Genomic DNA, 25,999 nt, shown 5'->3' with positions numbered 1-25,999 from the left:
GGTGGGTTCGGGCGTATATCCATCATGAGTCCGCGGAAGGCCGGATTTCGCCCCTCCCTGGACACACAAGTACCTGCGTCGGCGCGGAGGTTGGCAGGCACTTACGTTGGTAGACGCGGAGTCAACAAGTCGCGCGCAAGGGATTGACGCCCTTGTTGACGAGCGGTCTCATAAGGGGTGACCGCCGGTAACCCAGCCATGAGGTGCGCTCAGCCATGACGACAGTGACCGAACGCGACGTGCAGCTGCTCCGCGACGCACTCGGCCCGCTCCGGGACCGTGAGAAGGTCGCCGAGCGGCTGCTCGAATCCTCCGCCAAGCACTCCTTCGACCCCGACAAGGAACTCGACTGGGACGCCCCGGTCGAGGACGGCAAGTGGTTCTGGCCGCCCGAGCTGGTCTCGCTCTACGACACCCCGCTCTGGCGGACGATGTCCGAGGAGCAGCGGATGGAGCTGGCCAGGCACGAGGCCGCGTCGCTCGCCTCGCTCGGAATCTGGTTCGAGATCATCCTGATGCAGCTGCTGGTCCGGCACATCTACGACAAGCCCGTGACCAGCAACCACGTCCGCTACGCCCTCACCGAGATCGCGGACGAGTGCCGGCACTCGATGATGTTCGCGCGGCTGATCCACAAGGGCGGCGGGCCGGAGTATCCCGTGCCGCGCTTCTACCACAATCTCGCGCGCATCCTGAAGACCGTCTCCACCACCCCCGGTTCCTTCGCCGCCACGCTCCTCGGCGAGGAGATCCTCGACTGGATGCAGCGGCTGACCTTCCCGGACGAGCGCGTCCAGCCCCTCGTGCGCGGAGTGACCCGTATCCATGTCATCGAAGAGGCGCGTCATGTCCGGTACGCCCGCGAGGAGCTGCGCCGCCAGATGGTGACCGCGCCGCGCTGGGAGCGGGAGTTCACCCGGCTCAGCTGCGGTGAGGCCGCCCGGGTCTTCTCGGTCTGCTTCATCAACCCGCGGGTGTACGAGAACGTCGGCCTCGACCGCCGGCAGGCCGTCGCGCAGGTGCGGGAGAGCGGCCACCGCCGGGAGGTGATGCAGTCGGGCGCCAAGCGGCTCACCGACTTCCTGGACGACATCGGTGTGCTGCGCGGGGCGGGGCGCAGGCTCTGGAAGTCCTCCGGCCTCCTCGCCTGACCGCCGTCCCCGCCGCCGGCATCGTTCCGGCGGCTGTCCCGGTCCGCCCGCTCACCCGGCCGCCCGGCGGTTACGCTGCGGACATGACCGCGCCCGCAACGCCCGCGTACCGAAGGCTCAGCGTCGAGGAGCGCCGTACGCAACTCCTGGACGCGGCCCTCGGCCTCTTCGCGCACCGGGCGCCCGAGGATGTCTCGCTCGACGATGTCGCCGCGGCGGCCGGGGTGTCCCGGCCGCTCGTCTACCGCTATTTCAGCGGCGGCAAGCAGCAGTTGTACGAGGACGCGCTGCGCTCCGCCGCCGACGAGCTGGAACTCTGCTTCACCGAACCGCCGGTGGGGCCGCCGACCGAACGGCTGGGGCGCGTCCTCGACCGCTATCTCGCCTTCGTCGACCAGCACGACACCGGGTTCAGCGCGCTGCTGCGGGGCGGCAGCGTCTGTGAGACGTCCCGGACGACGGCGATCGTCGACGAGGTACGGCGGGCCGCGGCCGAACAGATCCTGCTGCACCTCGGTACGAGCGGCACCGGAGGCACGGACGGCACGACCGGTACGGGCGACGCGGACCGTACGAGCGCCCCCGCCGCGTCCGGCGCGCGGCTGCGGATGCTGGTGCGCACCTGGATCGCGGCCGTCGAATCCGCCTCGCTCATATGGCTGGACGAGGAGAAGCGCCCGCCCGCCGGTGAGCTGCGCGACTGGCTGGTCGACCATCTGATCGCGCTGCTGGTCGTCACGGCCGCCACCGACGAGGAGACCGCGGCGGCCGTCGGCGCGCTCGTGGCGTACGAACACCCGGACGGCCCCGTGGGAACGCTGGCCCGCCGGGTGCTGCCCCTGGTGAACGCGGCGGCGCACCTCCCGTAGGTGAGACTGGGGGCGTGAGAAGCGAAGACACTCCCTTTGTCGGCGGGCCGCTGGACGGGCGCGTACTGCCCGTACTGACCGGACCGACCGGGCAGCCGCCCAAGTGGTACGAGGTCCCGGTGCCGGACGCGGCCGGCGGGCCGCCCACCGTCCTCACCTACCGTCGCGCCCCGGCCGGCTACACCAAGCGGCTCGGCATCCAGCGCGGCTGGAAGTACGAGTACGTGGCCGAGGGCCGCGAGCGGCGCACGCTGAAGTGGCCCTGGTCGAAGCCCGGTGGCGGTACGGAGCGGGGCGGCGGTACGGAGCACGGCGACCGTCCCTCACAAGGATGATACTGATGCGCCACTGAGCCCATTAATGCGCTCTTCACATCCCATATCACCTCATCATCACCTAGGGCTTGACTGCCCGTCCCGCAACCGGAGGTGATGACGTGTCAGGCAGAGTGTCGCTATCCGTCTGTACGGCGGCGCTGGCCGCCGCGACGGTCTTCGCCGCGGTGCCGATCGCGTCGGCGTCGCCGACTCCCTCCCCCGCCGCCTCCCCCTCCCCCTCGGCTTCCGCCGGACCCGGCGGGCCCGGCGAACCCGGCGTCACCGACGACGCCCCGCCCCGTACCGTCGCCGAGATGCTGACCCGGCTCCAACAGCTCTACCGCGAGGCAGAGAAGGCCACCGAGGCGTACAACACCACCGCCGCCGAGCTGACCCGGCAGCGCGCCGAGACCAAGAGGGTGGACGCCGAACTCGCGCGGGCCCGCTCCGCGCTGGCCCTCAGCCGCGTCAACGCCGGCCGGCTGGCCCGCGAGCAGTACCAGGGGCAGTCCGGCCTCTCCGGCTATCTGCGGCTGTTGCTCGCGCGCGATCCGCAGAGCGCCCTGGACGAGACGTATCTGCTGGCACGCGCGGCACGCGGCAGGGCGGAGACGCTGAACCGGCTGACGGGCGGCGAGCAGCGCGCGCGGGCCCTCGCCACGGCGTCCCGCGAGGCCCTCGCCCGTCAGCAGGCACTCGCCACGAAGCAGAAGAGACAGCGCGACATGGTCAGATCCCGGCTCCAGGAGGTCGAGAAGCTGCTCGCCTCCCTCAGCCGTGCTCAGATCACGGCACTGACCGATCTGGAACGGGCCGGTACGGACAAGGCCCAGCGCGAACTGCTCGCCTCCGGCGCCCTCGGCGAAGGCACGGCCCCGGGCGCGGGCGGACCCCAGGGAGCGGGCGGTCCGGCCGGTACGTCGGTCCGCAAGGCGCCCTCACGGGCGGGCCAGGCGGCCCTGGAGTACGCCGTCGAGCAGATCGGCAAGCCGTACGAGTGGGGCGCCGAGGGGCCCGATTCGTTCGACTGTTCCGGGCTGACCTCGCGGGCCTGGGCGCGCGCCGGTCTCGCCATCCCCCGTACCAGCCAGGAGCAGTGGAACGAACTCCCCAAGGTCTCCCTGCGCGAGCTGCGCCCCGGCGATCTGGTGATCTACTTCCCGGGGGCCACGCATGTGGCGATCTATCTGGGCGACGGGATGGTGATCCAGGCGCCGCGCCCCGGGACCAACGTCAAGGTCTCCCCCATCGCGGCGAATCCCCTGCTGGGCGCGGTACGTCCGGACCCGGAGGCCGGGGCGATGGACCCGGGGGCGTACGCGCCACCCGCACTGCCCCCGGGCGCCCTGGACGGCTCGGACTCCGGTTACGGCGAGGAGGCGGCACCGGAAGTCTGAACGGGCCAGGGGCCGGACCGCTGATGAGGGCCGGGCGTCAGGCCGCGCCCGCCGCCTCCGCCAGAAACGCGTGCGTCTTCTCCGGCTCGTAGAAGAAGTTCTCAAGGTCCGACGGGTCGTTGAAGCCGTTCACGAACCGGTCGGCGACTCGCGGCAGCTGGCCCGCCGCACCGATCAACTGCAGGACATGCTCCGGCGGGGCAGCCAGCATCGCGTTCGTCCACTTGGTGACATGCCGCGCGGTGTCCCAGTAACGGTCGAACGCCGACCGCATCCACGCCTCGTCGAACGGCTGGTCGCCATGGCTCACGATCGAGTCCAGATACGAGGCGGCGCACTTGGACGCCGAGTTGGAGCCCTGTCCGGTGATCGGGTCGTTGGCGACGACGACATCCGCGACACCGAGCACGCGACCGCCGCCCGGCAGCCGCCCGATCGGGTTGCGTACGGTCGGCGCGTACCGCCCGGACAGCGTCCCGTTGGCGTCCGTCAGCTCGACCTTCGTGGCGCGCGCGTACTCCCAGGGCGTGAAGCGCTCCATCAGCTCCAGCGTCAGCGCGAGATGCTCGGCGGGGTCCTTGATGCCCTGGAAGACATCGAGCGGGCCGCCCGGGATGCCCTCCCAGAAGAGGATGTCCGCGCGGCCGGAGGTGGTGAAGGTGGGCATGATGAAAAGCTCGCCGACGCCCGGCACCAGATTGCAGCGGACCGCGTCGAACTCCGGGTGCTCGGGGCGCGGCCCCAGACCGTGTACGTACGCGACGGCGAGCGCGCGCTGCGGCGCGTCGTACGGGGAGCGCGAGGCGTCGCGGCCGAACATCGAGACCAGTTCGCCCTTGCCCGCCGAGACCAGGACCAGGTCGTACGTACGGGAGAAGAAGTCCAGGTCGGAGACTGCCGCGCCATGGATCACCAGCTGGCCGCCGCGCTGCGCGAAGGTCTCCATCCAGCCGGCCATCTTGACCCGCTGGTCGACGGACTGGGCGTAGCCGTCCAGCTTGCCGACCCAGTCCACGGCCCGGGTGGAGTCGGGGGCGGCGACCGACATGCCGACGCCTTCGATCCTCGGCGCCTGGGACTCCCAGAAGCCCAGCTTCAGATCGCGCTCGTGCTGGAGCGCCGTATGGAACATGCACTGCGTGGACATGACCCGGCCTGACCGGATCTCGTCCGCCGTGCGGTTGGACATCAGGGTGATCTCGTACCCCTGCGACTGGAGTCCAAGGGCGAGCTGGAGCCCGGACTGGCCTGCTCCGACGATGAGTATCTTCCGCATGGCGGGGTTCTCCGTTTGCGCGCGTAGCGACGACTGACGTGGCCTGACATGGCCGATAACTGACGTCGGCTCAGGTTACCGGCAACGTCCTGTCCGGTCGGACGGACCTACTCCGGAGAGGTCTCAAGCGCATGCCGCACCAGCGTGAGCAGCGACTCGACGGCCGTGATCCGTTTGCGTGCGTCCATGATCAGTACAGGCACGCTCGGCGGAATCGTCAAGGCATCACGCACATCCGCCGGCTCGAACGCCTGTGTTCCCTCGAAGTGGTTGACGGCGACGACATACGGCAGTCCGCAGCTCTCGAAGTAGTCGAGCGCCGGGAAGCAGTCGGGCAGCCGTCGGGTATCGGCCAGCACGACGGCGCCGATCGCACCGCGCACCAGGTCGTCCCACATGAACCAGAAGCGCTTCTGGCCCGGCGTACCGAAGAGGTACAGAACGAGGTCGTCGTCGAGGGTGATACGCCCGTAGTCCATCGCCACGGTCGTGGTGAGCTTGTCGGGCGTCGCGCTGAGGTCGTCGACCTCCGCGCTGGCCTGGGTCATCAGCGCCTCGGTCTGGAGCGGCGGAATCTCCGAGACCGCCCCGACGAAGGTCGTCTTGCCGACACCGAAGCCACCCGCGACCACGATCTTGGTGGCGATCGGCGCGCGCGTGCGGTCCAGCTGCCAGGGCTGGAGATCCTCTTCACGTTCGGGCTCGACGGCGGTCGGCGACGAGCCGACGACGCCGAACGCGGCGATGACGTCAGAGGCGGCGGAGTCCACTCAGCACCCTTTCCAGCAGTGCGTGGTCGGGCTGGCCGGTGTCGTGCCCGGTCCCGTACACACGGATCTTTCCCTGGTCGGCGAGGTCGCTGAGCAGCACCCTCACCACGCCCAGCGGCATCTTGAGCAGCGCCGAGACCTCGGCGACGGTTCGCATGCGCCGGCACAGCTCGACAATGGCCAGCATCTCCGGCATGACGCGCGACGCGCCTCCACCGTCCGTCAGTTCCCTGCGCTCGTCGGCCGCTTCGAGCGCGGCGACAAAGGTCTCGACCAGCAGGACATGGCCGAACCGGGTACGTCCGCCGGTGAGCGAGTACGGACGGACCCGGGCGGGCCTGTGGTCGGAGCCGCGCACGGGCAGCCCCCTGGCGGAATCAGCGGACGGCGTCATTTGGCGCTCTCCATCGACTTGCGCAGTTCGTCGCGGAGTTCGGGCGTCAGTACGTGTCCGGCGCGGCCGACGAAGAGCGCCATGTGGTAGGCCACCACGCTCATGTCGCAGTCGGGGGTGGCGTGCACCCCGAGCAGCGAGCCGTCGCTGATGGCCATGACGAAGACGCTGCCCTCCTCCATGGCGACCATGGTCTGTTTGACCCCGCCGCCGTCCATCAGCTTCGCCGCTCCGATGGTGAGGCTGCCGATGCCCGAGACGATGGTGGCCAGATCGGCGCTGGAGCCGCGGGGGCCCTCCCTGCGCACGGGGGCCGCCGCCTCGGTGTTCAGCCCCGGGTCGGAGGAGAGCAACAGGAGTCCGTCGGACGAGACGACGGCGACGGAGTGCACCCCTGGCACCTCCTCGACGAGGTTGCTCAACAGCCAGTGCAGGTTGCGGGCTTCGCTGCTCAGTCCGAATGTGCCGGTCGCAGTCAACTGCGTGCCTCCTCGACTGTCTCCCCCGTCTCTCCGGTATGTACCTCGGTCCGTGCCGCGGAGGCCGGGGGCTCCGCGTGCTCAGCCCGGTCAGACTGCTCCGACTGCTCCGTCAGTTCGGCCTCGACATCGCGCCGGCCTTCCTTGGCCCCCTGGTGGAAGCCGCCGAGCCTGCGGCGCAGCGCGTCCGCGTCCACACTGCCGGCACGCCCGGTGGGCGCGGTGGCAGGCTTGACGATCTTGGGGGTGCGCTTGGGCAGCCCCTTGTCGGTGACGCGTTCCGCTCCGTCCGTGCCGGTCGGCGCGGCCGGCTCCGCCTCGGCGGATCCGGGCTGCCGGGGCAGCCGCATCGTGAACGTGTCCTGGTCGGGGCCGGTGGTCGGCGGCTCACCGTCATGGACACGCTCGTGGGAGTCGGGGCCGATGGCGTACGGGCCGACGGCCGTGTCCGGGGTGGTCGCCCCGTACGCGGCGACGGCGCCGGTGTCGGTCGTACGTTCGCGCTCGGTCGTACGTTCCCGCTCCGGCGTACGTTCCCGCTCGGCCGCGCTCGCTCCTTGGGCCTCTTCGGCCTCGGCCCGGCGGATCGCCGCCTCGGCGGCCACGACCAGCGGGTCGACTTCGGGGGCCGCGGCTTCGGCGGGACCCGCGGCTTCCGCGGCCTCGGCTGTCGGCCGGCTCAGCTCCGAACGGCCGTGCAGGGTATTGGAGTTGGCCTCCGCCGTCGAGCCCGGCAGCTGAACCGCGGGGGCCGCGCCGGCCGTCCGTGCCCGGTGCGGCGAGCCGGCCGGCGGGGACGTCGGCAGCAGCGCCTGCGGCAGTACGACGACCGCGGCCACGCCGCCCTGCTGGTGCTCGCGCAGCTCGACCCGTACGCCATGGCGCGCCGCGAGCAGCCCGGCGACGCGCAGGCCGAGACCCTCGCCCTCCGGCTCGCTCACGAACGGCTTGCGCGGAGCGCCGTCGAGCCCCTCGGGGCCCTCCGGTTCGGCGAGCCGCGCGTTGAGCGCGGTGAGCCGGTCCGCCGACATGCCGATGCCCTGGTCCTGTACGGAGAGCATCACCTCACCGGTCTCCAGCAGCCAGCCGGAGAGCTGGACCTCGGCGTCCGGCGGCGAGAAGGCGGTGGCGTTCTCCAGCAGCTCGGCGACGAGATGACTGAGATCGTCCGCGGCGAAGCCGGCCACCTGCGCGTGCGGCGGCAGGGACTGGATCGTGATCCGCTCGTACCGCTCGATCTCACTGACGGCCGCGCGCAGTACGTCCACGAGCGGTACGGGCCCGGTCGAGCCGTGGCCGTGATCATGGCCGGCGAGCACGAGCAGATTCTCGCTGTGCCGGCGCATGACCGTGGCCATGTGGTCGAGCTTGAAGAGGGTGGCGAGCTGCTCGGGGTCCTGCTCGCGCTCCTCCAGGCCCTCGATGACGGCGAGCTGACGCTCCACCAGACCGAGGTTGCGCAGCGAGAGATTGACGAAGGTGTGGTGCACGGTATGGCGCAGCCGCTGGAGCTGGGCGGCGAGTTCGGCCGTACGTTCCTGGAGCTCGGCGCGCTGGGCGACGATCTTCTCGCGCGCGCCGATCAGGCCGAGCCGGTCCCTGTCCAGCTCCCCGGCGCGGGTGGAGAGGTCGAGCAGCTTGCTGTGCAGGCTGTTGAGGGACCGTACGACCTGCGCGAACTCGTCGTTGCGGCCGGTGAACCGGACAGGCTCCTCGGTCTCCGGCGCCGCCGACAGCCGGGCCGCTCCGATCCGTACGACCGCGAGCGGGCGGGTGAGCGTACGGGCGACGGCGGTGGAGACCCCGACGGCGATCAGCAGACAGCCGCCGAGCAGCGCGATCCGCAGTTCGAGGCCGGTGACGGCGTCGTCGCGGAGCTCTTCGAGCCGCTCCACCTGGCTGGTGCCGAGGCCGGACTCGACGCCGCGCATCTGGTCGATCCGGGCGGAGAGCGCGGATTCGACCTTCTCCTGGTCGGCCTCGCGGTCGGAGTCGGAGAGTTCGGGCCGGTCGGTGAGCCGGGTCAGATACCCCTCGGCGGTCTTGATCTCGGGCCCGGTGACGGTGCCGGTGAGGGACTCGCGCGCTTCGGTGTCCGCGCTCTGGTCGAAGTCGGCGAGCGCGCCGAGTTCGCGTACGCGCGCCTTCTGGGCGTCGGCGCTGAGGTCGTCCCGGAGCTGGTCGTTCTTCTTGCTGTCCGCGTCGGCCTGGGACTCGACGGGGAGGCCGGTGATCGGGTCGTACTGCGGCGTGGTGTCGGTGGGGCTGGGTACGGCGAGCGCGGCCAGCAGCAGTCCGCGGCTGGCGGAGGCCTGTTCGACGGCGCGGGAGAGCGCGGCGGGGGCGCGGGTGCCGTCGGCGGCCTCGGCCGGGGTTTGCTCGGCCAGCTCGTCGGCGAGGGCCTGGAGCTTGGCGATGACCTCGGAGTACGCGCGGTACGCCTCCAGCGCCGAGCCCTTGCCGGTAAGGGCGGTGCGGCGGATGGAGGGGACGGTGGAGAGGTCGCGCAGCAGGCCGGGAGAGGCGGACGCGGTGGCCCGCATCTCGTCGATCTGCCGGTCGACCCGGGTGCTGCGGGTGTCCGAGATCGTGTGCTTGCCCTTGTCGCCCTTGCCACCGGACCCGCCGGGCTGCTCGTCGCGGCCGGCGGCGATATAGACGATGACCTCGTCGCGCTCGTCCGCGAGGGAGTGGCTGAGGATCACGGCCTGCCGGTTCAACTCGGCGAGGACGACCAGGTTCTGGGCATCGTTCAGCTCGGCGGAGGCGGTGAGTACGGCGGGGGTGCCTGCCGCGATGACGGTGACCCCCAGGACCGCGACACCGGCTACCAGCCGGTTGCGTACCCGCACTCGGCGTCCTTCCTGAGCCTTGCCGGCATCGGTCGTGATACTCCCGGCCGTGGCGTTTCCGGCCTTGACGCTTCCGGACTTCTTCTTACCGGCCTTCTTCTTTCCGGTGGCCGAAGTGGCCGAACCGGTCCCGGACGTGGTGACCGAGGTGGCCTCGTCCCGCCCGACACCGTTACCCCGAGGCCGCTTCTTCTGCACCGGTGCTCGCATTCTTGACTCGTCCGCCCATGAAGCAGAGGTGACGACCCGTCACTACGTGAGAACCCCACCCCTGGCACGGCTGTCGACCATTCCAGCGCCCTTGGGAGGAAGGCGCGCATCGGCCGCTCCGCCACCTGAACGAGTGAACATCAAGAGTGAGTTGACGAACAACTCTTCCCGCCCGTGGCCCGTCGTGAACATGGCGTGCCGGGTGGACCTTCCGCGCGGGCTTTGGCAGGATGCGCGCCCGCAGCTTCCCCGGCCCCCTCAATCCGGCCCCCTTCCCGCGTCCGACCGCCTTCGTCCGGGACTCATTCTGACCGAATGAGAGTGGTTGACCTGCCGGAACGGACCGATCAGCACGACGTGCAGACACCGTGAAGAGTTCATGCGGATAGCCGGGAGAGTCATGCACACTGGTGCGCATGCGTATCGAACTCGCCACCACGCCCGGCGCCGCCGTACGGCCCAATGAGGACTGGACTTCCGTGGCCCTGCCCGCCGAGGGCGAGGGCGGCGTGCTGGTCGTGCTGGACGGAGTGACACCCCCGGCGGGGGACGACGGATGTGTACACGGTGTGCCCTGGTTCACCGCCAGGCTGGGCGGCGCGCTCGCCGAACTGTCCGGTTCACGACGGGATATGCCACTGGCAGAGATCCTCGCGGCATCGATCGCGCGTACGGCGGACGCCCACCGCGAAACCTGTGACCTTTCTCACGTACGTACGCCTCAGGCGACCGTTGTCCTCGCGCGCTGGGGTTCGGACACCGTCGAACATCTGGTGCTCTCCGACTCCACGCTGCTGCTGGAGTCGCCGGACGGCGAGGTACGCGCCGTGCTCGACGACCGTCTGGACCGCGTCCCGCGCGAGGCGCTGCGCTCGGTCGCCACGGCGGACGCGCTGCGCAACGCGGAGGGCGGCTTCTTCACCGCGGCGGCGGACCCGGCGGTCGCGGCGAAGGCGGTGACGGGCCGTACGCCGGCGGCGGAGGTACGCACCCTGCTGGCGCTGACGGACGGCGCGGCCCGCTGGGTGGAGGTCTTCCGCGAGGGCGGCTGGGCGGACTGTCTGGCGCTGGTGCGCAAGAACGGCGCGCAGGAGCTGATCGACCGCGTGAGGGCGTCGGAGTCGGCGGACCCGGACGGGGTGGCGTTCCGGCGGGGGAAGGCGAGCGATGACGCGACGGTGACGTACGTGGAGCTGTAGGGGCGGGCCGGGCGGGCCCGCCCCTGGAGCCGCGGTCAGCTCTCGGCGCGGGCGTTCAGATGGTGGAGCAGCCGGGCCAGTTCGGCGACCTCGGCGCGGTCCCAGTCGGCCAGCTTCTGTACGTACCGCTCGCGGCGCGCGTCACGCACCCGCCGGAACCGGGCGCGGCCCTCGTCGGTGATCCGGACGAGCGAGGCGCGTCCGTCGGCCGGATCGGGCTCGCGCGTCACCAGCCCCAGTTCCTCCAGGGCGCGCAGCTGACGGCTTATCGTCGCCTTGCCGACCCCGAAATAGGCGGCGAGTTCGGTGGCCCGCTGGCAGTTGTTCTCGTCCAGCCGGACGAGCAGTCCGTACGCGGCGGGCTCCAGCTCGGGGTGGACCTCGCGCGCCATTTCGCCGGAGCTGGCGCGAGCGCGGCGCAGAAACACCGCCAGTTCCCGTTCCAGTGCCAGGAATTCGTGGTCCACACCACTGCCTCCGGCGGGTCCGGGATCTTTCGCCGTACCATTTCCGTGCACGTCAGCACCCATCGCGCGCTTTTCCGCTCCTGAAAGTTTCTTTCGCCGACGACCGTTGCCGCAGCTCCGCCAGTATTTCGCAGGTTTATACCAACGGAAGCAGCGTGGCGCTCTTCCGTCACAAGGGTCTACGTGCGTAGCTTCAATGCTGGCATGTCCATTGCACTACATGTCGACGTGTCAGTCCCGTCATGAGATCCCCCCACCGAGGTCTTCGGAGGCACGCAATGCCCGTGCACAGATCCGGAACGACCGGCCGTTCGTTCGCCGCCGCGGCCGGCGCTCTCCTCGCAAGTCTCGCGCTCCTCCTCACCCTCCCGGGTGCAGCGGGCGCCACCACCACCCCGGCCGACCCACCGGCCGGCACACCCGTACGCGGCTCGGCCCACATGGGTATGGGCGTCATCGAGCACGACGGCCAGGGCGGTCTGCCCCGCACAGACCGCGTCGTCCAGACGGAGGGCGTGGACGTCTCCGGCCATCAGGGGAACGTCGACTGGGCGTCCCTGTGGAACAGCGGCGTGAAGTGGGCCTACGTCAAGGCCACCGAGGGGAACTACTACAAGAACCCCTACTTCGCGCAGCAGTACAACGGCTCGTACAACATCGGCATGATCCGGGGCGCGTACCACTTCGGTACGCCGAACGACTCCAGCGGCGCCAACCAGGCCAACTACTTCGTGGACGGCGGCGGCGGCTGGTCGCGCGACGGCAAGACCCTGCCCGGCGTGCTGGACATCGAGTGGAACCCGTACGGCGCGCAGTGCTACGGCAAGACGCAGGCCCAGATGGTCGCCTGGATCCGCGAGTTCCTGAACACGTACAAGTCCCGCACCGGCCGCGACGCCGTGATCTACACGGCCACGAGCTGGTGGAAGGACTGCACCGGCAACTACGCGGGCTTCGGCGCCACGAACCCGCTCTGGATCGCCCGCTACAACACCACGGTCGGCGAGCTGCCGGCGGGCTGGGGCTTCCAGACGATCTGGCAGTACACCTCGACGGGCCCCATCGTCGGCGACCACAACAGGTTCAACGGCGCCCTGGACCGCGTCCAGGCCCTGGCGAACGGCTGATCGCACCGCGACGCCACGCGGTCCCGACCGGAACTGAGGGCCGGTCGGGACCGCGTTGTCATACGGGGCCGCTGGGCTGCCGGGGCAGGTCCGTCAGGCCGCCCGTGTTCGTCAGGCCGCCGCCGAGACCAGGACCTCCGCCGGGGCCAGGGCGATTTCCAGGACCTGGCGGACATCCGTCACCGGGTGGACCTCCAGCTTGTCGAGGATCTCGGCCGGGACGTCGTCCAGGTCCGGTTCGTTGCGCTTCGGGATCACGACCGTCGTGATGCCCGCGCGGTGCGCGGCCAGCAGCTTCTGCTTGAGGCCGCCGATGGGCAGGACGCGTCCGGTCAGCGAGACCTCGCCGGTCATGGCGACGTCCGTGCGGACCAGCCGGCCGCTGAGCAGCGAGGCCAGGGCCGTCGTCATCGTGATGCCCGCGCTCGGGCCGTCCTTCGGCACCGCGCCCGCCGGGAAGTGGATGTGCACGCCCCGGTCCTTCAGATCCGCCACCGGCAGCTCCAGTTCGGCGCCGCGCGAGCGGAGGAAGGAGAGCGCGATCTGTGCCGACTCCTTCATCACGTCACCGAGCTGTCCGGTCAGGGTCAGGCCGGAGCCGCCCGTCTCCGGGTCGGCCAGCGACGCCTCGACGTAGAGGACGTCACCGCCCGCGCCCGTGACCGCGAGGCCCGTGGCCACGCCCGGCACCGCCGTGCGGCGCTCGGCCGGGTCCTGGGCGGACTCGGGGACGTGGTGCGGCCGGCCGATCAGCTTGCGCAGGTGCTCGGCGCCGAGCGTGAACGGCAGCTCCCGCTCGCCCAGTTCGTGCTCGGCCGCGACCTTGCGGAGCAGCCGCGCGATGGCACGTTCCAGGTTTCGTACGCCCGCCTCGCGGGTGTACTCGCCAGCCAGCCTGCGCAGCGCGTCGTCCTCCAGCGTGACCTCGCCGGACTCCAGGCCCGCGCGCTCCAGCTGCCTGGGCAGCAGGTGGTCCCTGGCGATGACGACCTTCTCGTCCTCCGTGTAGCCGTCGAGCCTGACCAGCTCCATACGGTCGAGCAGCGCCTCCGGGATCGCTTCCAGGACGTTCGCCGTGGCGAGGAACACCACGTCGGACAGGTCGAGTTCGACCTCCAGGTAGTGGTCGCGGAAGGTGTGGTTCTGCGCCGGGTCCAGGACTTCGAGCAGCGCCGCGGCCGGGTCGCCGCGGAAGTCGGAGCCGACCTTGTCGATCTCGTCGAGCAGGACGACCGGGTTCATCGAACCGGCCTCCTTGATGGCCCGGACGATACGGCCAGGCAGGGCGCCGACGTACGTACGCCGGTGGCCGCGGATCTCCGCCTCGTCCCGTACGCCGCCCAGCGCGACCCGGACGAACTTCCGGCCCATGGCGTGCGCGACGCTCTCGCCGAGCGAGGTCTTTCCGACGCCGGGAGGGCCGACCAGGGCCAGTACGGCGCCGCCGCGACGGCCGCCGACCACCCCGAGACCGCGGTCTGCGCGCCGCTTGCGCACGGCCAGGTATTCGGTGATGCGTTCCTTCACGTCCTCCAGGCCGGAGTGCTCGGCGTCGAGCACGGCCTGGGCGCCGCTGATGTCGTACTCGTCCTCCGTGCGCTCGTTCCAGGGCAGTTCGAGGACGGTGTCCAGCCAGGTGCGGATCCAGGAGCCCTCGGGGCTCTGGTCGGACGAGCGCTCCAGCTTGTCGACCTCCTTCAGCGCGGCCTCCCGCACCTTCTCGGGGAGGTCGGCGTTCTCGACACGGGTCCGGTAGTCCGCGGACTCGTCGTCGTCGCCCTCGCCGTTGATCTCGCGCAGCTCCTTGCGTACGGCTTCGAGCTGGCGCCGGAGCAGGAACTCGCGCTGCTGCTTGTCGACGCCCTCCTGGACGTCCTTCGCGATGGACTCGGCGACATCCTGTTCGGCGAGGTGTTCGCGCAGCTGCTCGGTGGCGAGCTTGAGCCGGGCCACCGGGTCGGTGGTCTCCAGCAGCGCCACCTTCTGCGCGGTGGTCAGGAACGGTGAGTAACCGGAATTGTCGGCGAGTGTGGACACGTCATCGATCTGCTGGACGCGGTCCACCACCTGCCAGGCGCCGCGCTTCTTCAGCCAGTCGGTGGCGAGCGCCTTGTATTCCTTGATCAGCTCGGTCACGGACCCCGGCAGCGGATCGGGCGCCGTCTCGTCGACGGCGATGCCCTCGATCCAGAGGGCCGCGCCGGGCCCGGTCGTACCGGCACCGATGCGCACGCGGCCCCGGCCGCGGATCAGCGCGCCCGGATCCCCGTCGGAGAGCCGGCCGACCTGCTCGACGGTCCCCAGCACACCCGTCCCGGCGTACGTCCCGTCGACGCGCGGCACGAGCAGCACCTTGGGCTTGCCGCCGCCGTCGCCCCCGTCACGGGCAGCCGCCTGCGCGGCCTCCACCGCGGCGCGGACCTCGGCGTCGGACAGATCCAGAGGCACCACCATGCCGGGCAGGACGACCTCGTCGTCGAGCGGCAGCACGGGAAGCGTGAGCGGTGTGGAGGTGTCAGCCATGATCTCCCCTTCGGCAGTCAAGTTGAGCTATACCGGCTCAATGCTTGTGAGTCCCCGGATGTTCCCCGGGCTCCGTTCGCTCTGAGCGATCACCGGCGTGTTCATCGGCGTGGGGTCGCTGACCAGCGCCGATCCTTCGGCCGGCGCCGAAGCGTCCGCGTCCTAGCGTCGGCGGTATGAACAACTCGACGGACACCCTGACGGATTCCCTGACGGATTCCCTGACCGATTCCCTGGCGGATTCCCCGGCGATGGCACCCACCCGCCATGTGGTCATCGAACCGAGCATTCTCTACTTCGGGACCCCCGTCGTCCTGCTCACCACCGAGAACGACGACGGCTCGTTCAATCTCGCCCCGATCTCCTCGGCCTGGGCGCTCGGGCAGGTGGTCGTGCTGGGGCTCGGTGCCGACGGGCAGACCGCGCACAATCTCACCGCCGGGCCGGGCCCCCGCCGCGAGCTGGTGATCAGCCTGCCCGCTCCGGATCAGTGGCCCGCGGTGGAACGGCTGGCTCCGCTCACCGGACGCGATCCCGTCCCGGCGAGCAAGCCGCCCGCGTGCCGCTTCGAACCGGACAAGTTCGCCGCGTCCGGTTTCAGCCCCGCGCCCTCCCATCTGGTCGGGCCGCCGCGCGTCGCCGAGTGCCCGCTCCAACTGGAGGCGTATGCCGACCGGGTACGGCTCGATGTCTCGGGAGGCTTCCTGATCGTCGAGGCGGCCGTACGGAAGGTGCACGCGGCCCCGAACATCGTCGTGCCCGGCACCGACCACGTCGATCCCGCGGCGTGGAGTCCACTCATCTACAACTTCCGCCACTACTTCGGCCTCGGTCCGGAACGCGGCCACACCTACCGGAGCGAGACGGCGGCGATGACGGCGGGGCCGACGACACCCGCACCCCGATAACCCGGTTGTCGGGGCCGTTCCCCGCGGCCGATACTCCCGCGATGAACGCCACCGACGCCCGGCTGACCTCGGCCCAGCTCGCCGCGCTCCGCTATGTACGTACGACCGGGGCGGCCGGCTCCGAAGCCGCGCGCTCCAGGATCGGCGGCCGGGACGCCGCCGCGCTCATCTCCCTGATCCGCGCGCACGCGCGCATCACGCTCAACTTCCACCCCGACCGGCTCCTCGCCGACGGCGCGACGGTGGCCGAGTCCATGGCGCGGGACGGGCGCTACCGGAGTCAGTACGAGACCGGGCTCTCCAACGGCAGCCGTACCGCCGTCCCCGGCGGGGACCGGGACCGCTGGGAGGAGCGGTTCTTCGGCGGGGCGTACCACCTCCCCGGGGTACGGGCCGCCGACCGGCCCAAGTACGGGGCCGTCAACCTGTACGGCCACCCCGACGGCGCCTCCCCGCGCTTCGGTTCCTGCCATGTGCGGCTGCGCCCCGAGGTCAACGACCGGGCGACGTACTCGCACGGCGACAGCCACGCGGCCCCCGGCGACGTGGGCACGATCGACACGCTCAGCTGTGTGCTCGCGGGGCTGCTGGAGGAGCGTCCGGACGCGGCCGGGGCGATCGCGGGGCTCCCGTACGGCACGACCGCGAGCGGGCCTCCGGGCCGCAAGCTCGACGAGTACGTCGAGGCCCAGGTCCACGGCGGCATCGACCTCGCGACCGACGCCGAGGCGCTGGTCCTGGACCCCTCCTTCCGCGGTACGCGGACCGCCCGGCTGCTGACGGACCTCGCGCGGCGGTCCCGGATCGCGGTCGAATGGCACGGCGGTTTCGTGCTGGCGCCGGAGGAGGTGAACGCGGAGTTCCGGGGCCCGGTGATGGTCCCGCTCGCCGCCCGCGTCTGCCGCGCGTACGCCAGGACGGGCACGCTCGACGCCCAAGTACTGGGCCACGCGGCCGCCTCGGCCGTCCGGGAGCCGGGGGCCTGGGCCGCGTGGGGCACTCAGGACGAGGTGCTCCAGTACGTCAAGCAGCTCTGGCACGTCCTGGTGCGGTACGGACGGTACGGACGGTACGGGCACGGGGACGCCGCGCCGCCCGTGGACCGGTGACCCCGGCGCCGTCGATAGAGAGAGCGTGAGACTGTTCCGCCCCGCAAGTAAGAAAGGAAGGCGACCGAGACCGTACGGGAAGTCAGTCCTCCAGGACACCTTCATGGCCGTGCGGCGCTGGGGCGCGACTCATCGCGGCGGGGAGGCCGGTGGCCGGCTGTGGGTGATCGCCACGCGGCGGCTGGTCGACGCGCGGCGGGTACGAGCGCGGACCGAGCGCGCGGAACGCGTGGAATACGGGCCCCCGGGGGCTGTTGCCGGAAACAACAGTTCACACCGGGGAAGGCGTGAGCGAGCAGTTCGTCAGCCGCTCCCACGCGGCCGACAGATGTGTGTTGGTGAACATGCGCTGTTTACGGGGTGTCCACTCCTTGACGTACTCGGCGACGGTGCTGAAGGCCACCTGTCCAGGCGCGAGTTCTTCCGAGGCGAAAAGCAGGGTGCCGAGCAGCTCCATGCCATATGCATGCTCATAGCCGTCAACAAGTCGGTCAAGGCGTTGGATCGCGGCGCCGAATTCCGCGTCGGCGCCAAGGAAGTCGGCAGCACGGGCCACCGCCTCCGGCACGGGGGACAGGGGGGCGGAGGATCCTCTCGTACCGTCACCGTAACCACTGACGAAATGGCCCTCCAGTGCCGCGACGGCACCGTCCAGGGCGAGCGAATACGGTCCGTAGTGGCCCTTGGTGAAGCGCAGACCGAAGTCGAATCCGACATGCTGGAGCAGGTATACGAGTTTGTGCACCTCCAGCAGCGTCGTCTGCCGCTCGATGATGAACCCTCCGGCGAGTCCACGCTTGATGTACCGGTCGAGGGCGACCAGGAAAGCCGCTCGCTCGCGGTTGAGCGCCGGAGGCAGCTGGTTGTTCGGCATGGCACTCGCAGGCGGGGCTCCCTGCGGGGGGTAGACGCGTACCTCGACGTCCGGCAGATCTCCCAGGGCAGCTGTAATGAGCGGGTGAACGTCGTCCCAGGGCAGTCCTCCGTTGCCACATCCCAGTGGGGGGACCGCGATATCGTGGATCTTGAGCTCCACAATGACGCGCCGCAGATCCTGGAGGCCTTCCCGTACGTCCTCCAGCCGGGACCGCGAGCGCCAGTGTCCTTTGGTCGGGAAGTTGATGACGTACCGGGGCTTGGTCAGGGTGCCGCGGTCATGCACGTGCATGCGTCCGAGCTGAACCTCGCCAGCCGCGCACGCCCTCTCGTACGCCGCGAAATTGTCCGGGTAGGCCCGCTTGAACTGCAAAGCGATGCCTTTGCCCATCACCCCGACCGTGTTGACGGTGTTGACCAAGGCATCCACTTCCGCAGTCAGAAGGTTACCCTCCGCGTAGATGATCACGTTGCCTTCCCTCCTTCTCGCTGCTCGACAACATGCGTACTCAGTAATACCAAGCAGGTCTGACAACGACGTCAAGCCGACAGCCGTGCCTGTGCAGGAGCTCCCGCACGGCGTCCGCGCGTAACCGCGTCCGCGTTGCCAACTGGGTGAAAGCGCTAACGGGAACACGCTCGTGTACGAGGAACTCCGCCATGCGCCGCCGCATCCGGTCCGGGTCCTCGGGAGTATTGTTCCACCGCTCCTGTTCCATCACCGGCCAGTCCACATGAGCTTCCAGCTGGGTGGGATCGCTCTCGATCGCGGTGATGTCCGCCGCACAATTCCCGTCGCTGAAGACACTGGTGCAGCCGGCCGCCGCCAGTTCCCGGGGAGTCGTCACCAGGTAGACCAGCGGGTCCTGCCCGTCGGTGTAGGTGGGCACCGCCCCTGAAGTGATAAACGGGACGATCCTCTGCGGGCAGCACAGCCCGAGACTATCTGGTCACCACTCCTGTTATTCAGGCAATAAGCCTTATTGGGTGGGTAGTTGAGCTTCAGTACGGACGCGCTGCCAACCCAGGAGTCTCCGTGCCTCGGACGCGCCATCCTGGATACGGACATACCCGTCCGGCGTCAGTAGCTCAACGGAAAGGCCCCAGCATGCCCGTACCCGCACCTCATCTCGAACCCGTCACGCTCGACCGACGTGACGGACCCTACGGCGAGGTCGTGCTGCGGCAGCGCGGCGAACGGCTGGAAATCATCGCCAACGGATGCTTCCTGATGGACACCTCGGACGGCCGCTCCGAGCGGCTGCTCATCGACGCCGCCCTGGCGGCGCTCCCCGGGGATCGGCGTCGGCCGGCCGTTCTGGTCGGTGGTCTCGGGGTGGGGTTCTCGCTCGCGCACGCCGCCGCCGAACCCCGCTGGGGCCGGATCGTGGTGGTCGAGCGGGAGCGGGCCGTCATCGACTGGCATGAGGACGGGCCGCTCCGGCGGATCTCCGGGGCGGCGCTGGCCGATCCGCGTGCTGTGATCCTGCACACCGACCTGGTGGAGTATCTGCGGACGACCACGGACCGTTACGACGCCCTGTGTCTGGACATCGACAACGGACCCGAGTGGACCGTCACCGAGGACAACGAAAACCTGTACTCGCCGGACGGACTGGCCGCCTGCCGGGCGCGGCTGAATCCGGGCGGTGTCCTCGCCGTATGGTCGGCGAATCCCTCTCCCGCCTTTGCCGAAGCGTTGGGGAATGCCGGATTCAGCGGGGTAAGGGCGGAAGAGATCCAAGTTGCCCGAGGCGTACCCGACGTGGTCCATCTCGCTGTTCGCACTGCGTAGCCGGAAGGCTCCCGCTGCCTCTACGCTGCTCCACACACACGGATCTGCATACTTCATGCAGATCGCCGATCAAGGATCGCGGAACGCGTACCAGGGGCGGGGCGATGGAGCAGACACACACCAGCCACAACGGAGTCGCGGCGACGCCCGGCGCCCAGCGCCGGGTCCTGGTGGTCGAGGACGATGCGACGATCGTCGACGCCATCGCCGCACGGCTGCGGGCCGAGGGATTTCTGGTGCAGACGGCGCTGGACGGACCGGCGGCCGTGGACGCGGCCGAGGCCTGGCAGCCGGACCTGATGGTCCTCGACGTCATGCTGCCGGGCTTCGACGGCCTGGAGGTCTGCCGTCGTGTCCAGGCGCAGCGCCCGGTGCCGGTGCTGATGCTGACGGCGCGCGACGACGAGACCGACATGCTGGTCGGCCTCGGGGTCGGCGCCGACGACTACATGACCAAGCCGTTCTCGATGCGGGAACTGGCCGCGCGGGTGCATGTGCTGCTGCGCCGGGTGGAGCGGGCGGCGCTCGCCGCGGTGACCCCGCGCAGCGGCATCCTCCGGCTGGGCGAGCTGGAAATCGACCACGCGCAGCGCCGGGTGCGGGTGCGCGGTGACGATGTCCATCTGACGCCCACGGAGTTCGATCTGCTGGTCTGTCTGGCGAACACCCCGCGCGCGGTGCTCTCCCGGGAGCAGCTGCTCGCCGAGGTGTGGGACTGGGCGGACGCCTCGGGGACCCGTACGGTCGACAGCCACATCAAGGCGCTGCGCCGGAAGATCGGCGCCGAGCGGATCCGTACCGTCCATGGCGTCGGCTACGCGCTGGAGACCCCGGCGCCATGACCGGGCCGGGTGACGGCCACGCCGCCGACGGAGAAAGAGCTGGAAGCCGGGCCGACGGCGGGAGCGCCCGGCCGGCCCCCGCCCCATCCGGCTCCCCGCGGAAGCCCGGCTCCGGCGGGGCCTCCCGCGGCACCCGCTCCACCGGGACCGGCGACCGTCGCGACAGCCGTGGTGCCCGCGACAGCCGCGGCGCCCGACGCCCTCCGCCCCTGGAATTCCGGCCAGGACCCCGCCCCGACGGCACCGGGCTGCGGCCCTTCTCCATCAAGGCCAAGCTCGGCACCCTCGTCGTCATCTCCGTCTTCATCACCACCGGGCTGCTGATGGTGGCGCTGCGCACCGAGACCGAGCTGCGCTTCATCACCGTCTTCTCGATGATCGCCACGCTGCTCATCACCCAGTTCGTGGCGCACGGCCTGACCGCGCCCCTCGACGAGATGAACACGGTCGCGAAGGGCATCTCGCACGGCGACTACACCCGCCGGGTCAGCGGCGCGGACCGCCGCGACGAGCTGGGCGACCTCGCCTCCACGATCAATCGCATGGCCGACGACCTGGAGGCCGAGGACCGGCACCGCAAGGAGCTGATCGCCAACGTCTCGCACGAGCTGCGCACGCCCATCGCGGCCCTGCGCGCCGTGCTGGAGAACGTCGTGGACGGGGTCTCGCCCGCCGACCCCGAGACGATGCTCACGGCCCTGCGGCAGACCGAGCGGCTGGGCCGGCTGACGGAGACGCTGCTCGATCTGTCCCGGTTGGACAACGGGGTCGTACCGCTTCGGTCACGGCGCTTCGAGGTCTGGCCGTATCTCTCCGGGGTGCTGAAGGAGGCCAATCTGGCGTCCTCACAGCGCGGACCGATCTCCGGCTCCGGCCATCACACCCGTACGGACGTACATCTCCACCTGGACGTCTCACCGCCCGAGCTGACCGCGCACGCGGACGCGGAGCGGCTGCACCAGGTCGTCGCCAACCTCATCGACAACGCGGTCAAGCACAGCCCGCCGCACGGCCGGGTCACCGTACGGGCCCGGCGCGGCACCGGCCCCGAGTCGCTGGAGCTGGAGGTGCAGGACGAGGGGCCCGGCATCCCGGAGCAGGAGCGGCACCGCGTCTTCGAGAGGTTCAACCGGGGCACCGCGCAGTACCCGCACGGGCCCGGCAGCGACGGCGGCACGGGCCTGGGCCTGGCGATCGCCCGCTGGGCGGTGGATCTGCACGGCGGGCGGATAGGAGTGGCCGAATCGGCCCGTGGCTGCCTGATACGGGTCACTCTGCCGGGAGCACCGCGACCCCGCCATTGACGTAGAGTTCGAAGCGAAAGCGCACGATCTCCGGACACGGAGTCGGGGACGGGCGAGCAACAGGCCGTGTACCGGCCGTTCCCGGAGCGTCACGCGTTCCCGGCACAACGGAACCTGGCTTGTTTCCCGCCAATTGTTACGCTGAAACTCGCCGTCCGATGTGACTTGCACGACGATGGCACGCCCGGCCTCCACCTGCTGGCCTGGTAGGCGTAGCCTTGATTCCCGCTGTCCATCACCTTGTGAAGCGGAAGAGGGCGGTTCACGCCGTGTCGTCTCAGTCCCCCAGTAACGCGAGCATCTCGACCGACGAAGACGGGCAGGGCAAGAACCCTGCCGCGGCCTTCGGTGCCAATGAGTGGCTTGTCGACGAGATCTACCAGCAGTACCTCCAGGATCCGAATTCGGTTGACCGTGCCTGGTGGGACTTCTTCGCCGACTACAAGCCGGGCACTCCCGGTACGGCGGACAGGTCCGATGAGGCCAAGGCGACCGCAGCCGCGGGGGCTGCGGTGCCCACGACCACGACCCAGGCGACCGCCCCTGCCCCCTCGGCGCCCGCCGCCCCGGCGCGGCCCGCGGCTCCGGCCCAGGCGCAGGCTCCCGCTCCGGCACAGCCCGCCGCCCCGGCCGCGGCCCCGGCCGCTCCGGCGAAGCCCGCCGCAGCCGCCCCGGCGCCCGTGCGGCCCGCCGCTCCCGTGAAGCCCCCGGCGGCCCCCGCCCCGGTGAAGGCCAAGCCCGCCGGCGAGGCCACCGCGGCTCCCGAGGGCCCGGAGTACGTGACGCTGCGTGGCCCGTCCGCCGCCGTCGCGAAGAACATGAACGCCTCGCTGGAGATGCCCACGGCCACGTCCGTGCGCGCGGTCCCGGTGAAGCTCCTCTTCGACAACCGCATCGTCATCAACAACCACCTGAAGCGCGCGCGTGGCGGCAAGATTTCCTTCACGCACCTCATCGGGTACGCGATGGTGCAGGCCATCAAGGCCATGCCGTCAATGAACCACTCGTACGCGGAGAAGGACGGCAAGCCGACCCTCGTCAAGCCGGAGCACATCAACTTCGGTCTGGCCATCGACCTGGTGAAGCCGAACGGCGACCGCCAGCTCGTCGTCGCCGGCATCAAGAAGGCCGAGACGCTCAACTTCTTCGAGTTCTGGCAGGCGTACGAGGACATCGTCCGCCGCGCCCGCAACAACAAGCTGACGATGGACGACTTCACCGGCGTCACCGTCTCGCTGACCAACCCGGGCGGTCTCGGCACGGTCCACTCCGTACCGCGTCTGATGCCCGGTCAGTCGGTCATCATGGGCGTCGGATCCATGGACTACCCGGCCGAGTTCCAGGGCACGTCCCAGGACACCCTGAACAAGCTGGGCATCTCCAAGGTCATGACGCTGACCTCGACGTACGACCACCGCGTCATCCAGGGCGCCGCGTCCGGCGAGTTCCTGCGGATCGTCAGCCAACTGCTGCTCGGCGAGAACGAGTTCTACGACGAGATCTTCCAGGCGCTGCGCATCCCGTACGAGCCGGTGCGCTGGCTCAAGGACATCGACGCCTCGCACGACGAGGACGTCACCAAGCCCGCCCGGGTCTTCGAGCTGATCCACTCCTACCGGGTCCGCGGCCATGTCATGGCCGACACCGACCCGTTGGACTACCTCCAGCGCAAGCACCCCGACCTGGACATCACCGAGCACGGGCTCACGCTGTGGGACCTGGAGCGGGAGTTCGCGGTCGGTGGCTTCGCCGGCAAGTCCATGATGAAGCTGCGCGACATCCTGGGCGTGCTGCGTGAGTCGTACTGCCGCACCACCGGCATCGAGTTCATGCACATCCAGGACCCGAAGCAGCGCAAGTGGCTCCAGGACCGGGTCGAGCGTCCGCGCGCCAAGCCGGAGCGCGAGGAGCAGCTGCGGATCCTGCGCAGGCTCAACGCGGCCGAGGCGTTCGAGACCTTCCTGCAGACGAAGTACGTCGGCCAGAAGCGGTTCTCGCTGGAGGGCGGCGAGTCCGTCATCCCGCTGCTCGACGCGGTCATCGACTCCGCCGCCGAGTCGCGGCTCGACGAGGTCGTCATCGGCATGGCCCACCGCGGCCGGCTGAACGTCCTCGCCAACATCGTGGGCAAGTCGTACGCGCAGATCTTCCGGGAGTTCGAGGGCAACCTCGACCCGAAGTCGATGCACGGCTCCGGCGATGTGAAGTACCACCTGGGCGCCGAGGGCACCTTCACCGGTCTGGACGGCGAGCAGATCAAGGTCTCGCTGACCGCCAACCCCTCGCACCTGGAGGCGGTGGACCCGGTCCTGGAGGGCGTCGTCCGCGCCAAGCAGGACATCATCAACAAGGGCGGTACGGACTTCACGGTCCTGCCGCTCGCGCTGCACGGCGACGCGGCCTTCGCGGGCCAGGGTGTGGTCGCCGAGACGCTTAACATGTCGCAGCTGCGCGGCTACCGCACCGGCGGCACGGTCCACATCGTGATCAACAACCAGGTCGGCTTCACCGCCGCCCCCGAGGCGTCGCGCTCCTCCATGTACGCCACGGACGTGGCCCGCATGATCGAGGCGCCGATCATCCATGTGAACGGTGACGACCCGGAGGCCGTGGTCCGCGTCGGACGGCTCGCCTTCGAGTTCCGCCAGACGTTCAACAAGGATGTCGTGATCGACCTCATCTGCTACCGCCGCCGCGGTCACAACGAGGGCGACAACCCGCAGTTCACCAATCCGCAGATGGTCCGGCTGATCGACAAGAAGCGCTCGGTGCGCAAGCTCTACACCGAGTCGCTGATCGGCCGCGGCGACATCACGCTGGAAGAGGCGGAGCAGGCGCTCCAGGACTTCCAGGGCCAGCTGGAGAAGGTCTTCGCGGAGGTCCGCGAGGCCACCTCGCACCCGGGCACGGCCCAGGTGCCGGACGCCCAGGCGGAGTTCCCGGTGGCCGTCACCACCGCGGTCTCCCAGGAGGTCGTCAAGCGGATCGCCGAGTCGCAGGTCAACATCCCCGACACGGTCACCGTCCACCCGCGCCTGATGCCGCAGATGCAGCGCCGGGCGGCCTCGGTGGAGGACGGCACGATCGACTGGGGCATGGGTGAGACCCTCGCCATCGGCTCGCTGCTGATGGAGGGCACGCCGGTCCGGCTCTCCGGACAGGACACCCGCCGCGGTACGTTCGGCCAGCGCCACGCGGTCCTGGTCGACCAGGGCACGGGCGAGGACTACACCCCGCTCCAGTACCTGACCGACGAGCAGGCCCGCTACAACGTCTACGACTCGCTGCTCAGTGAGTACGCGGCGATGGGCTTCGAGTACGGCTACTCGCTGGCCAGGCCGGACGCGCTGGTCATGTGGGAGGCCCAGTTCGGTGACTTCGTCAACGGCGCGCAGACCGTCGTGGACGAGTTCATCTCGTCGGCCGAGCAGAAGTGGGGCCAGACCTCCGGCGTCACGCTGCTGCTGCCGCACGGCTACGAGGGCCAGGGCCCGGACCACTCGTCCGCCCGCCCGGAGCGCTTCCTCCAGATGTGCGCGCAGAACAACATGACGGTCGCCATGCCGACCCTGCCGTCGAACTACTTCCACCTGCTGCGCTGGCAGGTCCACAACCCGCACCACAAGCCGCTGGTCGTCTTCACCCCGAAGTCGATGCTGCGTCTGAAGGCCGCGGCGTCCAAGGCGGAGGAGTTCACCACCGGCGGCTTCCGCCCGGTGATCGGCGACACGAGCGTGGACCCGAACGCCGTGCGCAAGGTCGTCTTCACCGCCGGCAAGGTCTACTACGACCTCGACGCCGAGCGGCAGAAGCGTGGCGTGACGGACACCGCGATCCTGCGTCTGGAGCGCCTGTACCCGCTGCCGGGTGCGGAACTCCAGGCCGAGATCGCCAAGTTCCCGAACGCCGAGAAGTACCTGTGGGCCCAGGAGGAGCCGGCGAACCAGGGTGCCTGGCCGTTCATCGCGCTCAACCTGATCGACCACCTGGACCTGGCGGTCGGCGCGGATGTGCCGCACGGCGAGCGGCTGCGCCGTATCTCGCGTCCGCACTCCTCGTCCCCGGCGGTCGGCTCGGCCAAGCGCCACCAGGCCGAGCAGCAGCAGCTGGTCAACGAGGTCTTCGACGCCTGAC

21 protein-coding genes are annotated in these 25,999 nt (G+C 70.1%); 12 read left to right on the top strand and 9 right to left on the bottom strand.

The window, feature by feature from the left end:
- Positions 1-215 precede the first annotated feature (215 nt).
- From IF11_RS0134095 to IF11_RS0134080, 4 genes are all read left to right on the top strand, one after another.
- Positions 216-1,151, top strand: a complete 936-nt coding sequence (locus IF11_RS0134095) for an AurF N-oxygenase family protein (protein ID WP_030355680.1) — start codon at positions 216-218, stop codon at positions 1,149-1,151.
- An 83-nt stretch (positions 1,152-1,234) separates the two neighbouring features.
- Positions 1,235-2,020 (top strand): TetR/AcrR family transcriptional regulator, encoded by a 786-nt coding sequence (locus tag IF11_RS0134090; RefSeq protein ID WP_030355679.1) that lies wholly within the window; start codon positions 1,235-1,237, stop codon positions 2,018-2,020.
- Between the two features lie 14 nt (positions 2,021-2,034).
- The gene (locus IF11_RS0134085; RefSeq protein ID WP_030355678.1) at positions 2,035-2,355 is read left to right on the top strand and encodes a hypothetical protein; all 321 of its coding nucleotides are present in this window, start codon (positions 2,035-2,037) and stop codon (positions 2,353-2,355) included.
- A 101-nt stretch (positions 2,356-2,456) separates the two neighbouring features.
- Positions 2,457-3,734, top strand: a complete 1,278-nt coding sequence (locus IF11_RS0134080) for a C40 family peptidase (protein WP_030355677.1) — start codon at positions 2,457-2,459, stop codon at positions 3,732-3,734.
- A gap of 37 nt (positions 3,735-3,771) precedes the next feature.
- Here IF11_RS0134080 and IF11_RS0134075 read toward each other — a convergent pair whose 3' ends face one another.
- The 5 genes from IF11_RS0134075 to IF11_RS0134055 all read right to left on the bottom strand — a co-directional run bounded on the left by IF11_RS0134075 (position 3,772) and on the right by IF11_RS0134055 (position 9,715).
- Positions 3,772-5,010: a styrene monooxygenase/indole monooxygenase family protein gene (locus tag IF11_RS0134075; protein ID WP_030355676.1), complete on the bottom strand. Its 1,239-nt coding sequence runs from the start codon at positions 5,008-5,010 to the stop codon at positions 3,772-3,774.
- A gap of 107 nt (positions 5,011-5,117) precedes the next feature.
- Positions 5,118-5,780, bottom strand: coding sequence for a GTP-binding protein (locus tag IF11_RS0134070; protein WP_030355675.1), 663 nt, complete (start codon positions 5,778-5,780; stop codon positions 5,118-5,120).
- A complete protein-coding gene (locus tag IF11_RS0134065) occupies positions 5,761-6,174 on the bottom strand; it encodes a DUF742 domain-containing protein (RefSeq protein ID WP_030355674.1) in 414 nt (137 codons plus the stop codon). The genes IF11_RS0134070 and IF11_RS0134065 overlap by 20 nt, the downstream gene beginning before the upstream one ends.
- A complete protein-coding gene (locus IF11_RS0134060) occupies positions 6,171-6,653 on the bottom strand; it encodes a roadblock/LC7 domain-containing protein (protein WP_030355673.1) in 483 nt (160 codons plus the stop codon). The genes IF11_RS0134065 and IF11_RS0134060 overlap by 4 nt, the downstream gene beginning before the upstream one ends.
- Positions 6,650-9,715 carry a sensor histidine kinase gene (locus IF11_RS0134055; RefSeq protein WP_078491060.1) on the bottom strand — a complete coding sequence of 1,022 codons (3,066 nt, stop codon included), beginning with the start codon at positions 9,713-9,715 and terminating at the stop codon, positions 6,650-6,652. Before IF11_RS0134055 ends, IF11_RS0134060 begins: the two co-directional genes overlap by 4 nt.
- A gap of 416 nt (positions 9,716-10,131) precedes the next feature.
- On the opposite strand from IF11_RS0134055, the gene IF11_RS0134050 reads away from it, so the two are divergent.
- Positions 10,132-10,914, top strand: coding sequence for a protein phosphatase 2C domain-containing protein (locus IF11_RS0134050; RefSeq protein WP_030355671.1), 783 nt, complete (start codon positions 10,132-10,134; stop codon positions 10,912-10,914).
- Between the two features lie 35 nt (positions 10,915-10,949).
- Here the strand turns inward: IF11_RS0134050 and IF11_RS0134045 are convergent, their stop codons facing one another.
- On the bottom strand, positions 10,950-11,444 hold the full coding sequence (locus tag IF11_RS0134045; protein WP_206300653.1) for a MarR family winged helix-turn-helix transcriptional regulator: 495 nt from the start codon (positions 11,442-11,444) through the stop codon (positions 10,950-10,952).
- 215 nt (positions 11,445-11,659) lie between these two features.
- Here IF11_RS0134045 and IF11_RS0134040 point away from each other — a divergent pair, with 215 nt between their 5' ends.
- Positions 11,660-12,508, top strand: coding sequence for a lysozyme (locus tag IF11_RS0134040; RefSeq protein WP_030355669.1), 849 nt, complete (start codon positions 11,660-11,662; stop codon positions 12,506-12,508).
- Between the two features lie 111 nt (positions 12,509-12,619).
- Here IF11_RS0134040 and lon read toward each other — a convergent pair whose 3' ends face one another.
- Positions 12,620-15,031 carry an endopeptidase La gene (gene lon, locus IF11_RS0134035; RefSeq protein WP_030355668.1) on the bottom strand — a complete coding sequence of 804 codons (2,412 nt, stop codon included), beginning with the start codon at positions 15,029-15,031 and terminating at the stop codon, positions 12,620-12,622.
- A 251-nt stretch (positions 15,032-15,282) separates the two neighbouring features.
- Here lon and IF11_RS0134030 point away from each other — a divergent pair, with 251 nt between their 5' ends.
- On the top strand, positions 15,283-15,939 hold the full coding sequence (locus IF11_RS0134030) for a flavin reductase family protein (RefSeq protein ID WP_030355667.1): 657 nt from the start codon (positions 15,283-15,285) through the stop codon (positions 15,937-15,939).
- Positions 15,940-15,980: 41 nt separating this feature from the next.
- Entirely contained in the window at positions 15,981-17,048 is a 1,068-nt protein-coding gene (locus IF11_RS0134025; RefSeq protein WP_030355666.1) for a DUF3626 domain-containing protein, read from the top strand.
- A 271-nt stretch (positions 17,049-17,319) separates the two neighbouring features.
- On the opposite strand, the gene darG is transcribed toward IF11_RS0134025, so the two are convergent.
- Positions 17,320-18,393, bottom strand: a complete 1,074-nt coding sequence (gene darG, locus IF11_RS0134020; RefSeq protein WP_030355665.1) for a type II toxin-antitoxin system antitoxin DNA ADP-ribosyl glycohydrolase DarG — start codon at positions 18,391-18,393, stop codon at positions 17,320-17,322.
- A gap of 40 nt (positions 18,394-18,433) precedes the next feature.
- Complete coding sequence (locus IF11_RS37225) at positions 18,434-18,814, bottom strand: DUF4433 domain-containing protein (RefSeq protein ID WP_051746443.1); 381 nt, start codon at positions 18,812-18,814, stop codon at positions 18,434-18,436.
- Between the two features lie 218 nt (positions 18,815-19,032).
- Here IF11_RS37225 and IF11_RS0134010 point away from each other — a divergent pair, with 218 nt between their 5' ends.
- The 4 genes from IF11_RS0134010 (at position 19,033) to IF11_RS0133995 (ending at position 25,998) form a co-directional block, all read left to right on the top strand.
- Complete coding sequence (locus tag IF11_RS0134010; protein ID WP_030355663.1) at positions 19,033-19,719, top strand: spermidine synthase family protein; 687 nt, start codon at positions 19,033-19,035, stop codon at positions 19,717-19,719.
- A 104-nt stretch (positions 19,720-19,823) separates the two neighbouring features.
- Positions 19,824-20,561, top strand: coding sequence for a response regulator transcription factor (locus IF11_RS0134005; RefSeq protein ID WP_030355662.1), 738 nt, complete (start codon positions 19,824-19,826; stop codon positions 20,559-20,561).
- Positions 20,562-20,809: 248 nt separating this feature from the next.
- Positions 20,810-21,865, top strand: a complete 1,056-nt coding sequence (locus IF11_RS0134000) for a HAMP domain-containing sensor histidine kinase (protein WP_030355661.1) — start codon at positions 20,810-20,812, stop codon at positions 21,863-21,865.
- Between the two features lie 269 nt (positions 21,866-22,134).
- The gene (locus tag IF11_RS0133995; RefSeq protein ID WP_030355660.1) at positions 22,135-25,998 is read left to right on the top strand and encodes a multifunctional oxoglutarate decarboxylase/oxoglutarate dehydrogenase thiamine pyrophosphate-binding subunit/dihydrolipoyllysine-residue succinyltransferase subunit; all 3,864 of its coding nucleotides are present in this window, start codon (positions 22,135-22,137) and stop codon (positions 25,996-25,998) included.
- Position 25,999 lies beyond the last annotated feature (1 nt).

This window comes from Streptomyces scopuliridis RB72, from assembly GCF_000718095.1.
Lineage (GTDB): Bacteria > Actinomycetota > Actinomycetes > Streptomycetales > Streptomycetaceae > Streptomyces > Streptomyces scopuliridis.
The sequence above is the reverse complement of the archived record's forward strand: the minus strand, read 5'-3'. Positions and strand labels throughout refer to the sequence as shown.

Bases quoted from the DNA above. Each gene is read 5' to 3' on its own strand.
- IF11_RS0134005 (WP_030355662.1), top strand. From the start codon at position 19,824: ATGGAGCAGACACACACCAGCCACAACGGAGTCGCGGCGACGCCCGGC.
- IF11_RS0134050 (WP_030355671.1), top strand. From the start codon at position 10,132: ATGCGTATCGAACTCGCCACCACGCCCGGCGCCGCCGTACGGCCCAAT.
- IF11_RS0134010 (WP_030355663.1), top strand. From the start codon at position 19,033: ATGCCCGTACCCGCACCTCATCTCGAACCCGTCACGCTCGACCGACGT.
- IF11_RS0134075 (WP_030355676.1), bottom strand. From the start codon at position 5,010: ATGCGGAAGATACTCATCGTCGGAGCAGGCCAGTCCGGGCTCCAGCTC.
- IF11_RS0134045 (WP_206300653.1), bottom strand. From the start codon at position 11,444: ATGGGTGCTGACGTGCACGGAAATGGTACGGCGAAAGATCCCGGACCC.
- lon (WP_030355668.1), bottom strand. From the start codon at position 15,031: ATGGCTGACACCTCCACACCGCTCACGCTTCCCGTGCTGCCGCTCGAC.
- IF11_RS0134040 (WP_030355669.1), top strand. From the start codon at position 11,660: ATGCCCGTGCACAGATCCGGAACGACCGGCCGTTCGTTCGCCGCCGCG.
- IF11_RS0134030 (WP_030355667.1), top strand. From the start codon at position 15,283: ATGGCACCCACCCGCCATGTGGTCATCGAACCGAGCATTCTCTACTTC.
- IF11_RS0134025 (WP_030355666.1), top strand. From the start codon at position 15,981: ATGAACGCCACCGACGCCCGGCTGACCTCGGCCCAGCTCGCCGCGCTC.
- IF11_RS0134090 (WP_030355679.1), top strand. From the start codon at position 1,235: ATGACCGCGCCCGCAACGCCCGCGTACCGAAGGCTCAGCGTCGAGGAG.
- IF11_RS0134095 (WP_030355680.1), top strand. From the start codon at position 216: ATGACGACAGTGACCGAACGCGACGTGCAGCTGCTCCGCGACGCACTC.
- IF11_RS0134065 (WP_030355674.1), bottom strand. From the start codon at position 6,174: ATGACGCCGTCCGCTGATTCCGCCAGGGGGCTGCCCGTGCGCGGCTCC.
- IF11_RS0134055 (WP_078491060.1), bottom strand. From the start codon at position 9,715: ATGCGAGCACCGGTGCAGAAGAAGCGGCCTCGGGGTAACGGTGTCGGG.